Annotated in this window: 11 protein-coding genes; 6 read left to right on the forward strand and 5 right to left on the reverse strand. The window is 63.1% G+C overall.

Translation table 11 applies throughout. From position 1 onward, the window contains the following. Positions 1-84: 84 nt before the first annotated feature. Positions 85-1710 carry an AMP-binding protein gene (locus tag LB543_RS04160; RefSeq protein WP_224613152.1) on the forward strand — a complete coding sequence of 542 codons (1626 nt, stop codon included), beginning with the start codon at positions 85-87 and terminating at the stop codon, positions 1708-1710. Further along, complete coding sequence (gene kynA, locus LB543_RS04165) at positions 1707-2543, forward strand: tryptophan 2,3-dioxygenase (RefSeq protein WP_263498590.1); 837 nt, start codon at positions 1707-1709, stop codon at positions 2541-2543. The genes LB543_RS04160 and kynA overlap by 4 nt, the downstream gene beginning before the upstream one ends. 70 nt (positions 2544-2613) lie before the next feature. Here the strand turns inward: kynA and kynU are convergent, their stop codons facing one another. The 4 genes from kynU to LB543_RS04185 are packed head-to-tail and all read right to left on the reverse strand — an operon-like array spanning position 2614 to position 6649. Next, positions 2614-3861: a kynureninase gene (gene kynU / locus LB543_RS04170; protein WP_224613333.1), complete on the reverse strand. Its 1248-nt coding sequence runs from the start codon at positions 3859-3861 to the stop codon at positions 2614-2616. A gap of 34 nt (positions 3862-3895) precedes the next feature. After that, entirely contained in the window at positions 3896-4819 is a 924-nt protein-coding gene (locus tag LB543_RS04175; protein ID WP_140757450.1) for an ABC transporter permease, read from the reverse strand. A gap of 5 nt (positions 4820-4824) precedes the next feature. Then, complete coding sequence (locus LB543_RS04180; RefSeq protein WP_224613153.1) at positions 4825-5604, reverse strand: ABC transporter ATP-binding protein; 780 nt, start codon at positions 5602-5604, stop codon at positions 4825-4827. A gap of 58 nt (positions 5605-5662) precedes the next feature. Then, positions 5663-6649: an ABC transporter substrate-binding protein gene (locus tag LB543_RS04185; protein ID WP_224613154.1), complete on the reverse strand. Its 987-nt coding sequence runs from the start codon at positions 6647-6649 to the stop codon at positions 5663-5665. 153 nt (positions 6650-6802) lie between these two features. Between LB543_RS04185 and LB543_RS04190 the strand changes: the two genes are divergently transcribed. Next, on the forward strand, positions 6803-7576 hold the full coding sequence (locus tag LB543_RS04190; protein WP_224613155.1) for a GntR family transcriptional regulator: 774 nt from the start codon (positions 6803-6805) through the stop codon (positions 7574-7576). 410 nt (positions 7577-7986) lie between these two features. After that, entirely contained in the window at positions 7987-8730 is a 744-nt protein-coding gene (gene lexA, locus LB543_RS04195; protein ID WP_140757454.1) for a transcriptional repressor LexA, read from the forward strand. Here lexA and LB543_RS04200 read toward each other — a convergent pair. Next, positions 8724-11177 (reverse strand): ComEC/Rec2 family competence protein, encoded by a 2454-nt coding sequence (locus LB543_RS04200; protein WP_224613156.1) that lies wholly within the window; start codon positions 11175-11177, stop codon positions 8724-8726. The genes lexA and LB543_RS04200 overlap by 7 nt on opposite strands. A gap of 103 nt (positions 11178-11280) precedes the next feature. Between LB543_RS04200 and gltX the strand changes: the two genes are divergently transcribed. Together gltX and gltA are read left to right on the forward strand one after the other, a co-directional pair. Then, positions 11281-12705: a glutamate--tRNA ligase gene (gene gltX, locus LB543_RS04205; RefSeq protein WP_140808458.1), complete on the forward strand. Its 1425-nt coding sequence runs from the start codon at positions 11281-11283 to the stop codon at positions 12703-12705. Between the two features lie 199 nt (positions 12706-12904). Further along, positions 12905-14227, forward strand: coding sequence for a citrate synthase (gene gltA, locus LB543_RS04210; RefSeq protein WP_224613157.1), 1323 nt, complete (start codon positions 12905-12907; stop codon positions 14225-14227). The last annotated feature ends 65 nt before the right edge of the window (positions 14228-14292 follow it).

Raw genomic sequence — 14292 nt, forward strand, 5'->3', positions numbered from 1 at the left:
TCGCGAGAGACAGGAATTCAGATCCACCGCCTCTGGTCACGTGTCCTGCACGCTGGCCGGGCAGCAGACAGGGACAGCGGCGACATGCTTGGGCCTTCAGCGCATACCGACACGTTCACGCGCGATCATCTGCCGCCGCCGGACCAATGGCCGGACTTCCTGCTCGACGGCTTCGACTATCCAGAACACCTCAACGCCGGTGTCGAACTGACCGACAGGCTGGTCGAGAAGGGCCTCGGCGACCACACCGCCCTGATCGGCAATGGCCGTCGCCGCACCTACAAGGAACTGTCAGACTGGACGAACCGGCTCGCCCATGCGCTGGTCGAGAATTATGGCGTCGAGCCGGGCAACCGGGTGCTGATCCGCTCCGCCAACAACCCGGCAATGGTCGCCTGCTGGCTGGCCGCCACCAAGGTCGGCGCTGTCGTCGTCAACACCATGCCCATGCTGCGCGCCGGTGAACTCACCAAGATCGTCGACAAGGCCGAGATCACGACCGCGCTCTGCGACACCAGGCTGATGGACGAGATGACCGCCTGCGCCAAGGACAGCGCGTTCCTGAAGCAGGTGATCGGCTTCGACGGCACCGCCAACCATGACGCCGAACTCGACCGCGCCGCGCTCGATAAGCCTGTTACCTTCACCGCCGTCAGCACCGGCCGCGACGATGTCGCCCTGCTCGGCTTCACCTCGGGTACCACGGGCGTGCCGAAGGCTACCATGCATTTCCACCGCGATCTCCTGATCATCGCAGATGCCTACGCCCGTGAAGTCCTGCAGGTGACGCCCGACGACATCTTCGTCGGCTCGCCGCCGCTCGCCTTCACCTTTGGTCTCGGCGGGCTCGCCATCTTTCCCCTGCGATTCGGCGCGGCGGCGACGCTGTTGGAGCAGGCGACGCCGCCCAACATGATCCACATCATCGAGACCTACAAAGCGACCATTTCCTTCACCGCGCCGACCGCTTACCGGGCCATGCTGAAGGCCATGGACGAAGGCGCCGACCTGTCATCGCTGCGCGTTGCCGTTTCCGCCGGCGAGACCTTGCCGGCTCCGGTCTTCGAAGAGTGGACACGAAAGACCGGCAAGCCGATCCTCGACGGCATCGGCGCCACCGAAATGCTGCACATCTTCATCTCCAACCGCTTCGACGACAGGAAGCCGGCTTCGACCGGCAAGCCGGTCGGCGGCTACGAGGCGCGCATCGTCGACGACGACATGCGCGAGGTGCCGCGTGGCGAGACCGGACGGCTGGCGGTGCGCGGGCCCACCGGCTGCCGCTACATGGCCGATGACAGGCAGAAGGATTATGTGCGCGACGGCTGGAATCTCACCGGCGACACCTTCACGCAGGACGAGGACGGCTTCTTCCACTTCGCCGCCCGTTCCGACGACATGATCGTCAGCGCCGGCTACAACATCGCCGGACCTGAGGTCGAGGCGGCGCTGCTGTCGCATCCCGATGTCGCCGAATGCGCGGTCATCGGCGCCGAGGATGGCGAGCGCGGGCAGATCGTCGAGGCGCATGTCGTGCTGGTGCAAGGTGTCTCGCCGGACGCGATGACCGTCAAGCGCCTGCAGGACCACGTCAAGACAATCATCGCGCCCTATAAATACCCGCGATCGGTCAAATTCATCGCAGCCCTGCCCAAGACCCAGACCGGCAAGATCCAGCGCTTCCGGCTACGCACGGAGAAAATCAATTGAGCGAGCCCTACGATCCGGCGTCCGAAGGTGCTGAGATGTCGTTCAACGAACGCATGTCCTACAGCGACTATCTGCACCTGGAGAAAGTGCTCGACGCGCAGGCGCCGCTGTCGTCGGCGCATGACGAGATGCTGTTCATCATCCAGCACCAGACATCGGAACTCTGGATGAAGCTCGCCCTGCATGAGATTGGCGCGGCGATCCGCTCGATCCGTGCCGATCGGCTCGAGCCGAGCTTCAAGATGCTGTCGCGCGTCGCCCGCATTTTCGAGCAGTTGAACAATGCCTGGGACGTGCTGCGCACGATGACGCCCAGCGAATACACCGAGTTCCGCGACGCGCTCGGCCAGTCCTCGGGTTTCCAGTCCTGGCAGTATCGCGCCATCGAGTTCATGGCCGGCAATCGCAATCTCGCCATGCTCGGGCCGCACAAGCACCGGCCGGACCTCAGCCAGAAGCTGGAGGTGATCCTGGCCGAGCCGTCGCTCTACGACGAAGCGCTGCTGCTTCTGGCGCGCAACGGCTTCGATATTGGGGCGGACGCAAAGCGCACGGACTGGCGTGAGACGCGAACGGAAAACGAAGAGGTCCTTGTAGTCTGGCAGACGGTGTACCGCGATCCGCAACGCTACTGGATGTTCTACGAACTGGCCGAGAAACTGGTCGACTTCGAGGACTATTTCCGCCGCTGGCGCTTCAACCACGTCACCACGGTGGAACGCATCATCGGCCTGAAGCGCGGCACCGGCGGCACATCGGGCGCCTCCTATCTCAAGAAGATGCTCGAGGTGGTCCTGTTTCCGGAACTCTGGAACGTCCGTACCCGGCTCTGAACTCTTTGTTTTGCGCAATTCCTGTGGGAAAACCGCGTCACAGTTTTCCCGCAGGAATTGCGCCGACTTTTCACGTCACCGCCGTCTTGACCGCGAAGCGCGCATCCTTCCAGGCGCCGGTGCGCAGGATATCTTCCAGCACCTCGACCGCCTGCCATACATCGGCGTAACCGACATAGAGCGGTGTGAAGCCGAAGCGGATCGTCGATGGCGCGCGGAAATCGCCGATCACGCCGCGCTCGATCAGTGCCCGCATCACCTGATAGCCGTGCGGGTGGAGGAACGAAACCTGACTGCCGCGCTGCTTGCCGTCGCGCGGGCTTTCCAGCTCCAGGCCGTAGGCGCCGCATCTGGTTTCGACGAGTTGGACGAACAGATCGGTGAGTGCAATGCTCTTCTTGCGCACCGCCGCCATGTCGACATCGTCCCAAAGGTCCAGTGCTCCCTTGAGCGCCCGCATCGACAAGACAGGCTGCGTGCCGCACAGAAACCTGCGGATGCCGCTGCCGGCCGCATAACCCTGTTCGAAGGCAAAGGGCCGCGCATGGCCCCACCAACCGCTGAGCGGCTGCTGGACTCTATCGTGATGACGTTCGGCGGCGTAGATGAAGGCTGGCGCGCCCGGACCGCCATTGAGATATTTGTACGTGCAGCCGATGGCGAAATCCGCATTGGTGCTGTCGAGTTCGACCGGCAAGGCGCCGGCCGTATGGCAGAGATCCCAGACGATCAGCGCACCGACCTGATGGGCCTTGCATGTCAGCGCCGCCATGTCGCGCAGCTGGCCGGATTTGTAATTGACATGGTTGACCAGGATGACCGCAACGCGCTCGTCGATCAGTTCCTCGATAGTCGGCGCATCGACGCCCTCGAGCCGCAGCACGGTGCCGGGCCGCGTCGAGGCCACGCCTTCGGCCATATAGAGATCGGTTGGAAAACTGTCGCCCTCAGCGACGATGACCGACCGGTCCGGCCGCATGCCAAGTGCGGCATGCAGCACCTTGTAGATGTTGATCGAGGTCGTATCGCAGACCACCGTCTGGCCGGCCGCCGCACCGATCAGGCGTCCCAGCTGATCGCCAAGCGCGACCGGCATGTCGAACCAGCCGGCGGTGTTCCAGGCGCGGATCAAATCCTGCGCCCACTCCTGCGTCGCTGCCTTCTGCAGCTCGTTGAAAATCGCGGGTGCCGCGGCGCCGAGCGAATTGCCATCGAGATAGATGACGCCTTCCGGCAAAGTGAACCGGTCGCGCATGGCACGCAGCGGGTCCGCCGCGTCCATGGCTTCGACGGCTGCGAGATCGAGCGTTGCGTGCATGATCTGTGACATTCCCTGGTTATTCACGTCCTGGTTACTCACGAATGGCTTCGCGTACCGGTGCGGCTCCCCGGCTGCGCTTCAGGCTGGGCAAGGCAAGCATGGCCAGCACGAACAGGCCCGTTGCAAGCTTCAGATCAGGCGGCGGCATGCCGGCGGCGAGGCAGAACGACACCAGCTGGTAGTAGATGATCGCGCCGGCGAAGGGCGCCAGCAACTGACGCCAGACCGTCTGCTTGCCGACGACGGCCTCGCCGATCATCAGCGCGGCAAGGCCGTTGATGAGAATTCCCAGGCCCATATTGACGTCGGCGAACCCCTGCGACTGCACCATCAGCGCGCCGCTTGAAGCCGAAAAAGCGCTCGCCAACCCGACACCGCCTATGGTCGCGGCCCAGACATTGATGCCTTGCGCCTCGGCCATGTCAGGATTGGCGCCCACGGCGCGCACGGCAGTCCCCTTCTCGGTCCTGAAGAACATGTAGAGCAGCATGAAGGCGACAAGCGCGAGAAGGCCCGCTACGGCGATCTTGCTGGCGGGGAAACCCGGCCGCGCGAACGGCACCCAGTCGAACACCGTCGGCGACCCGAACACGGAGAGGTTGGACTTACCCATGATCCGAAGATTGATGCTGTAGAGCATCGTCATCATCAGGATGCCGGCAAGAAGCGTGTGGATGCGGAAGCGCAGATGGATGAAGGCAGTGCAGCAGCCCGCCGCGAAGCCGGCAACGAGGGCGGCAGCGATGCCCATCAGCGGCGATGCGCCGGCGGCAAGGAGAACGCCGCAGACGCAGCCGCCCAGCGGAAAAGCGCCTTCGCTGGTGAGATCGGGAAAATTCAGCATCCGAAACGGGATCATGATCCCGAGCACGACAAAGGCCAGGATCAGGCTTTGCGCCAGGGTGACCGGCATGATCGCGACGAAGCTGGTGAGAACGTCCTCGATAAAGCCCATGATGATCAGCTCGCCAGCAGCATGCGGTCGGTCTTGACGGAGAAATGGCCGATCAGATCGATAACCGTGACCCTCGCCTTCTCTTCACCTGTGACCTCCAGGAGGACACGGCCGGCGTCGAGCATGATCACCCGGCTGCCATAGTCGACGGCGTGTTGCATGTTGTGGGTCACCATCAAGGTCGTCAGCTTCAATGCGCTGACGGCGCGCACCGTTGCCTGCATGACGATCTCGGCCGTGCGCGGATCGAGTGCCGCGGTATGCTCGTCGAGCAGCAGCAGGTCCGGCGATCCGCCGACTGCCATGATCAGAGACAGGGATTGCCGCTGCCCGCCCGAGAGCAGGTCGACGCGCGTGTCGAGACGATTTTCGAGGCCGAGGCCCAGTATCGACAGGCGCTCCCTGTAGGACGCAAGCCGGGTGGCGTTCAGCCCCTGGCGCAAGGTGCGCTTGCTGCTGCGCAAATCAGCCAGCAGCATGTTTTCCGCGACCGTCATGCTGGCGGCGGTACCGCGCATCGGGTCCTGGAACACGCGAGCCAGTTTCGCGGCGCGCTTGTGCACGGGCATGCCAGTCACATCGGCGCCGTTGATCAGGATCTGGCCGGAATCGAGGATCAGGGCGCCGGAAATGGCATTGAGCATGCTGCTCTTGCCGGCTCCGTTGGAGCCGATGACGATGCCGAACTCGGCCGTGGCAAGCGACAGGCTGAGACCGTCCAGCGCGACCTTCTCGTCGGCCTGGCCCTTGTAGAACACTTTGCGCGCGGATCGGATCTCGAGCATCGTTCCTCCCTGACCTCAAGGTGACGGCGTCCGCGCCGTCACCCCTGCTGCCCCGATGTCAGTCGACGATGCAGCCGCAATCGGCCATCGAAGCCGGTATCTCGATGCCGAACGCCGCCATCGCCTTGCGCGAGATCGTCGCCATGTGGTCCTTGTAGGCGGGGCGCGACGGCGCGATCGTCTTGGGGTCCTTGCCCTTCAGGATCTCGGCTGCGATGTTGCCGGCGTTGATACCGACCTGCGTATAATTGACCGCGAAGCTTGCCGGCACGGTGCCGTTGCGGACCGCGCTGTCATCTGAATTGACGACCGGAATACCGGCCTGGCGGGCAGCCGCGGAGACAGCGGCGATCGCCGGCTGGATCAGGTTCGAAGCCGGGCCGTAGATCACGTCGGCCTTGCCGGCGAGCGAGGCGATGCGCTGCTGGATGTCATTGACGTTGTCGATGCCGACTTCCACGACCTCGAAGCCGGCGGCGGGTGCCGCCGCCTTGATCTTTTCGACCAAGGCAACGTCGTTGGCCTCGCCCGGATTGTAAGGCACGCCAAAGCGCTTGGCGTTCGGCAGCAGCTTCTTGGTGAAGGCCATTACCGCGGCGACGTCCTGCAGGTCGCTGGCGCCGGTCATGCCTTCGTCTCCGGAGTCCCATGACGGTACCAGCTTGGCCGCCACCGGATCCGTGACCGCGGCAAAGACGATCGGAATGCCGGAGCCCGCGAGCGCCTTCTTGGCGATCTGCGAGACCGGCGTGGTGATGGTGTAGATCAGCTTGGGCTGCTCCGCCTGCAGCTTGGCGATCATCTGCGGCACCAGCGATGCATCGAAATTCGTATGGCTCTCCGTATAGACGACGTCCTTGCCCTCGACGAAGCCATTATCCGTCAGCGCCTTCTTGAAGCCGGCTATAGCGGCGTTGAGCTGCGGATGCTCGCCGAAATTGGCAATGCCGATGCGTATCTGATCGGCAGCGGCAGTACCCGCGCTCACAATCAATGCGCCGGCCAGGAACAAACCCGACAACCAAGCGGATTTCGACTTCAACATCATTTCCTCCCAGATTTGATCAGCGCCGCTTGGAGCGCGGCTACTGCGGCGATCATGGTCAGTCCGCCGGCCCGTGTCAAATATTATATATAATTCTTGCCACGCCCCCACATCATATATAATTTTTCACTGCCAGACGACGGATGGACCGCGATGCAGGATCAAACCAGCTCCACAAAGACGGAGGCAGCCTATCAGCTGTTGCGGCGCGATATCCTGACCACGCGCCTCATGCCCGGCGCCCCGCTCAAGCTGAGTGTGCTGCGCGGTACCTATGGCGTCGGCTGGACGCCGTTGCGAGAAGCCTTGTCGCGGCTCGAGGCCGAACGCCTTGTCACCGCCATCAGCAATCGCGGCTTTACCGTGGCTCCGGTATCGCGGGCCGAACTGGAGGACCTGGCGCGCGCCAGGATGGTGGTCGAGATCCCCCTATTCCTCGAATCGATGGAGAAAGGCGGCAAGGAGTGGGAGGATGCTGTCGTCACCGCCCACTACCGGCTCTCCCGCTGCAAGACCGCGGTCGACGATCCCTCGGATGCGGCCGTCGACAAATGGGACGAGAACCACGAGGCTTTCCATGCGGCGCTGCTGAGCGCCGCCACATGCGATTGGCTGCTGCGTTTCCGCTCGACAATCTCGGATCAGCTGCGCCGGCATCATCGCTTTCTTGGTCTGGCGCCGACATTGCGGGCCGCGGCTGGCCTCAAGAATGGCTATGAAGAGGCGATGGAGGCACTGCGTGAAGCGATTGCGATCGAACACCATACCGCGATCATGGAAGCGGCACTCGATCGTGACGTCGAGCGGGCCAAGGCGCTGATGACTGCGCATATCGGCTACACCCTGCATGTCTATGTCCACAGCGAAGACAGCGGCGCGACCGAGTACGCCGCCCGCGCCGGCAGCTTGAAAGCTGTCGCCGGATGACTTCAGCGCTTCCGCGACGCCTGTTCGCACGCACTTGATCGGAGCCGGCCGGACGCCTGGATCCGTCGCTGCCCCGAAGCTACAATCGTTGGCGTTTTGGTTTCGTTTCGTTCCGCGAATAATGGATCCATAATTTTTACGATCCATCCCCGGAAAAGCCCTCAAAAAGACTGATGCCAAGCCTCGGCGGAGGATGGGCCACAGCCCATTAACCAACACGATTTCAATGTCCTTGCCGACGGCGGAAAGGGTCGATTGCCGTCCGCTGTCGCGGGCAAAAAACTTCAGACGCCTTAACAAATTCATTAAACTTTAAACGGTTGCGGAACACAACTGGAACAGATAGTGTTTGTTCTGGGTTTGTTTTTCGATTCTGGTTCAGACCTTCGTTCACTGCCTTGGGGGCCGCCATGCTGACACGCAAGCAACATGAACTGCTGATGTTCATCCACGAACGGCTCAAGGAAAGCGGGATACCGCCCTCTTTCGACGAGATGAAGGAAGCGCTCGATCTTGCCTCCAAGTCGGGGATCCATCGCCTGATCACGGCGTTGGAGGAACGCGGCTTCATTCGCCGGCTGCCCAACCGGGCGCGCGCGCTGGAAGTGCTGCGGCTGCCGGACTCGATCGCGCCGGGCCTCAATGCGGCGAAGAAGTTCTCGCCAAGCGTCATCCAGGGCAGCCTTGGCCAAGGCGGTCTCGGCCGCCAGATCAGGCCGGCGGCGGCGCCTTCTCGCCTGCCCGCGGCCGGTAACGACGACGATGCGGTTTCAGCCGTGTCCATCCCGGTCATGGGCCGTATCGCCGCCGGTGTGCCGATCGATGCCATCCAGCATCAGACGCATTCGATTTCGGTGCCGCCGGACATGATCATGGGCGGCGAGCACTATGCGCTGGAGGTCAAGGGCGACTCGATGATCGAGGCCGGTATCTTCGACGGCGACACGGTCATCATCCGCAATGCCGATACGGCAAGTCCGGGCGAAATCATCGTGGCGCTGGTCGATGAGGAGGAAGCAACGCTGAAGCGGTTTCGCCGCAAGGGCGCTTCGATCGCGCTCGAAGCCGCCAATCCAGCCTACGAAACACGCATCTTCGGGCCAGACAGGGTCAAGGTGCAGGGCAAGCTGGTCGGGCTGATAAGACGCTACTGAACCGGTTTGCCATCAGGTTTGTCAGGCTTTTTATAGGGCGGCAGCCCCCTCGCCTCGCGTGAGAATTTTCGCTGCTCGTGCCAGGGCCGGTATGGTCCGTCGACGGCGAATTCGATCGCAGCCGGGCTCGTGGCCGACTGGGGATCGAAGAAGACGGCGGCACTCCCCTTGCGGGCGAGTTGCCGTTTCGTGACGACGAGAACCAGCGGATTGTGGCAGGCGTCATAGGCGGTAGCGTCATTGACGACGATCAGGTCGGCGAAGGCGCAGGCCTTCCAGGTGTTCTTGCGATCCTCGACATAGGCGATGATTGCGCCGGATGGGTGCCTGGCAAGACACAGGCCTTCGCGGCAATAGAACGGCGATCCCTGCGGCAGGTCGGTGGGACTAGCGATGTCGAATTGCCCGTCCGTCTTGTCGAACATTTCCGGTTTGACGATTGATTCTGAGACCAGGGCGCGTTTCCAGTTTTCGGCTGCGAATTCGTTCGGACGTTCCCGGTTGACGGCCAGTTCGCCATTGCCGATCGGCAATGCGACCAGCCGCGCATCTTCCGAGATCAGCACATCGGGCGTGCGCGTGTGCGACACGGTCAACAGGCCGGCAAGCGCGAATGGCAGCGCGGCAAGCCGCAGCCAGGTCGTCGCCATCGTCGCGATGACCAGCGCGACGGTGACCAGCAGCACGGATTGCTGCGAGATCAGCCCGACCCCATCGATCGGAGAGCGCTCCGATATCCACGCCGATACGGCGATCATCGCCGTCAGGCCCTTGCCCATGAGGTAGAGAGCCGGCCAATCCAACCCGAACGGCATCAGCAACGCGCTGGCGACAGCCAGGAACATCACAACCGATACGATCGGCATGACGGCCAGATTGGCGAACAGGCTGAGCGGCGACACCCGCTGGAAATGCCAGATGGCAAACAGCGCCGTTGCGCTGCCGGCGATGATGGATGTCACGGCCAATCCACCTGTCGCCAAGAGGAACTTTCGCGTCAGGAACCCGGGCAGGGATCGCTTTGGCGGCGGTGGCCTCGTCTTTCCCGCATGGTGGTCGGCCCAGCCGGCATAGGCGCCTACCAAGGCCGCTGTCGCAGCGAACGACATCTGGAAGCTCGGGCCGACGACCTCGTGCGGGGAAACCAGGATGACGGCGATCGCCGAGATCGCCAGGTTGCGCATGGTCAGTGCCGCGCGATCGAACAAGACGGCGACCAGCATCACCGCCAGCATGATGAAGCTGCGCTCGGCGGCGACGACGACGCCGGAAATGACGAGATAGGCGGCGACAGAGAAAAGTGCGGCGGCGGCCGCGTATTTCTTCACCGGCCGGCGCGCGGAAAAGCCTGGAAACAGCGCGAAGACGCCGCGTAACAGACCCATGATGGTGCCGGCCACCAGCGCCATATGCAGTCCCGAAATGGAGATGATGTGATAGATGCCGGTACGCCGCATCGCTTCGTTGATTTCATTGGGAATGCCGGCGCGCACGCCAACGATCAGCGCCGCCGCGATCTCGCCTTCGGCGCCGCCAATGCTGCCCCTGATATGGTCGGCGATGGCTTCGCGGGCATCTTCGATGCCAGAAAAAAGGCGTGTCGGCAGCGGCATCTCACCGTCGTCGGCGGAGACAACGGTTGGATTGCCGAGAAAGAAGCCGCTGCCGCCGATGCCGGCGAAATAGCTCTCGAAGGAGAAGTCGTAGCTGTCCGGCCGCACCGGACCGGTCGGCGGCAGCAGTTTGGCATAACCTGTGACAAGCGAGCCGGCGGTCATTTCCGGCGGTATCTTGCGTGCCGAGAGCCGGACCCTTTCCGGCGCATAGCGCAGTTTCGGGCGGGCCGTCGAAATCACGTCCATGGTCAGCCGGATGCGGCCGGTCTCCATTTCTTCGATCGAGACCACGCGGCCGGTCAGCTGCGTCGATATCTCCGAGCCCAGCATCCGGGTTCCGGCTCGCCATGTTTCGACCTTCGCCGCGAGCAGGCCAAGCACACACAACAGCACTGCCATGAAACACAGATGGGTTTTCGGCCAAGAGCGGGAGACGAATGCACAGATCGCCGCCAGCATCACGGCAGCGACGGGCCTTGCAAAATCGGGCTCGGACGCCAGCGAAAAGTAGCCGATCGCCCCAACGGCCAGGCAGACCGGCACCAGCAGGAAGGCGATGCCCCGGTCGAGTTCCAGCTCCGCCGCCTTGGCCACGCCGTGACGCAGGCGAGGCAAGGCAATCAGGCCGATTTGCCGGCGCACGCGCACAATCCCGCGCGCGGCGGGAGACGGAGTTGGCGCCGGGCTGTCCGCCTGCGGCGGCTGGGTTGCGGGCGCAGCCACGAGCGGCGATGGCAGTGGGATCGCCGGAGGCGTTGTAAACAGGGACCGCTCGCTGACGCCGACAATGGCGCCCTCGCCCCGATCCGAGCCCCGGCCTCGTCCAGTCATCGGGTCTGCCCCTTGCGCCCTCGACACCCTATGCTACATGAACGCGCGACGCGCGAAAGTCCGCGCACTCCGCACCCAGCTTCAGACGTTTTCCGAGAGTTTCATGCCCGACAAGGTCATCACCCGTTTTGCCCCCTCGCCGACCGGCTATCTGCACATCGGCGGCGCACGCACGGCGCTGTTCAACTGGCTCTATGCCAAGCACACCGGCGGCACGATGCTGTTGCGTATCGAGGACACCGATCGCGAGCGCTCGACCGAGGCGGCCACATCAGCCATTCTGGACGGACTGACCTGGCTCGGCCTGTCATGGGACGGTGAAGCGGTCTCCCAATTCGAGCGCGCGCCGCGCCACCGGGAGGTCGCCGAGGAACTGGTGCGGCTGGGCAAGGCCTATTACAGCTACGAGACTTCAGCCGAGCTCGAGGCGATGCGCGAGGCGGCCCGCGCCAAGGGCCTGCCGCCTCGCTATAACGGCCACTGGCGTGACCGCGTCCCGTCGGAGGCGCCCGCCGGCGTCAAGGGCGCCATCCGCATCAAGGCACCGACCGAGGGCGAGACGGTGGTGCAGGACCGGGTCCAGGGCGAGGTGCGCTTCCCCAACAAGGATCTCGACGATTTCATCATCCTGCGCTCGGACGGCAACCCGACCTACATGCATGCCGTCGTCGTCGACGATCACGACATGGGCGTCACCCACATCATCCGTGGCGACGATCACCTGACCAACGCCGCGCGCCAGACCGTGATCTACAACGCCATGGGCTGGGACGTGCCTTCGATGTCGCATATCCCGCTCATCCATGGCGCCGACGGCGCCAAGCTGTCGAAGCGCCACGGCGCGCTTGGGGTCGAGGCCTATCGCGCCATGGGCTATCTGCCGGAGGCGCTGCTCAATTACCTGGCGCGGCTCGGCTGGAGCCATGGCGATGACGAGATCATGTCGATCAAGGACATGATCTCCTGGTTCGATATCGGCGACGTCAACAAGGGCGCGGCGCGCTTCGACTTCGCCAAGCTCGAGGCGCTGAACGGCGTCCATATGCGCCGCATGGCCGATATCGAATTGTTCGACATCTTCATCGCCACCTTGCCTTATCTGGAGAGTGGCCCGGCGATGGCGGCGCGCCTCGACGAGAAGAACAAGGCGCAGTTGCTGGCAGCGCTCCCAGGCCTGAAGGAGCGCGCCAAGACGCTGGTCGAGCTCGTCGACGGCGCCGGCTTTCTGTTTGCCACGCGGCCACTGCCGATCGACGACAAGGCGGCTCTCCTGCTCAATGACGATGCCCGCAAGATCCTGCGTGGCGCTCACGAAGCTTTGAATGCGCTGTCCGGCGACTGGACAGCGGCCACGGCCGAGGCCGCGATCCGCGACTATGCGCTGGCCGGCGGCTACAAGCTTGGCGCCGTGGCCCAGCCGTTGCGGGCCGCTTTGACCGGTAAAAGCACCTCGCCAGGCGTCTTCGACGTGCTGGCCGTGCTGGGGCGCGAGGAAAGCCTCGCGCGCATAGCGGATCAAATCGATTAGGAGCAAACTGGCCCAAGAAGAAACTGGCCCAAGAAGATTGGCATTGAAAGGCGCGTTTCGCAGTGCAACATTAGGCCCTGGCCCAATCTGGCACGCACCTCCTAAAATGCGGTGGCGAATACGCGCATTGCGGTGATTTCGACGTGTCGCCCTGCGGAATTTGCCTTTGCCGGCATGAGGAAACAAGAAGGAGTTTGCAATGACCGAAGCTGCGAAAAAATTGGATGTAGGCGGCCAGGAGGCCACGGCAACGCTGGAATTCGCCGGCAAGACCCACGAATTCAAGGTGCGAAGCGGCTCGGTCGGACCTGACGTCATCGACATCGCCTCGCTCTACAGCACCACCGGCGCCTTCACCTATGACCCCGGCTTCACCTCGACGGCAAGCTGCGAGTCGGAGATCACCTTCATCGATGGTGATGCCGGCATCCTCCTGCATCGCGGCTACCCGATCGACCAGTTGGCCGAACACGGCGACTTCCTCGAGGTCTGCTATCTCCTGCTCTACGGCGAACTGCCCACCAAGGCGCAGAAGGACGATTTCGATTATCGCGTGACGCGCCACACCATGGTGCACGAGCAGATGTCGCGCTTCTTCACCGGCTTCCGCCGCGACGCGCACCCGATGGCGGTGATGTGCGGCGTGGTCGGCGCGCTGTCGGCCTTCTATCACGACTCGACCGACATCTCCGACCCGTACCAGCGCATGGTTGCCTCCATGCGCCTGATCGCCAAAATGCCGACGATCGCGGCCATGGCCTACAAGTACCACATCGGCCAGCCCTTCATTTACCCGAAGAACGAGCTGAATTTCGCCGCCAACTTCCTGCATATGTGCTTTGCCGTGCCCTGCGAGGAATACAAGATCAACCCGGTGCTGGCGCGGGCCATGGAGCGCATCTTCATCCTGCATGCCGATCACGAGCAGAACGCTTCGACTTCGACCGTTCGTCTCGCCGGCTCCTCGGGCGCCAACCCCTTCGCCTGCATTGCCGCCGGCATCGCTTGCCTGTGGGGCCCGGCCCATGGCGGCGCCAATGAAGCGGCGCTCAACATGCTGGGCGAGATCGGCCATGTCGATCACATCCCGGAATTCATCGCCCGTGCCAAGGACAAGAACGATCCGTTCCGCCTGATGGGCTTTGGCCACCGCGTCTACAAGAACTATGATCCACGCGCCAAGATCATGCAGAAGACGGCGCATGAGGTCCTGGGCGAACTCGGCATCAAGGACGATCCGCTGCTCGACATCGCGATGGAACTGGAAAAGATCGCGCTCACCGATGCCTATTTCATCGAGAAGAAACTCTATCCGAACGTCGATTTCTATTCCGGCATCACACTGAAGGCGCTGGGCTTCCCCACCACCATGTTCACCGTGCTGTTCGCGGTCGCCCGCACGGTCGGCTGGATCGCGCAGTGGAAGGAAATGATTGAGGATCCGCGCCAGAAGATCGGCCGCCCGCGTCAGCTCTACACCGGCGCGCCGGAGCGCGACTACGTGCCGATCGCCAAGCGCTGAGACAAGTTAGTGGTGAGTAGTGGGTAGTGAGATTGGAGAATGTGCTAACTCACTACTCACTACTC

This window comes from Mesorhizobium sp. ESP7-2 (genome assembly GCF_020164715.1).
Taxonomy (GTDB): domain Bacteria; phylum Pseudomonadota; class Alphaproteobacteria; order Rhizobiales; family Rhizobiaceae; genus Mesorhizobium.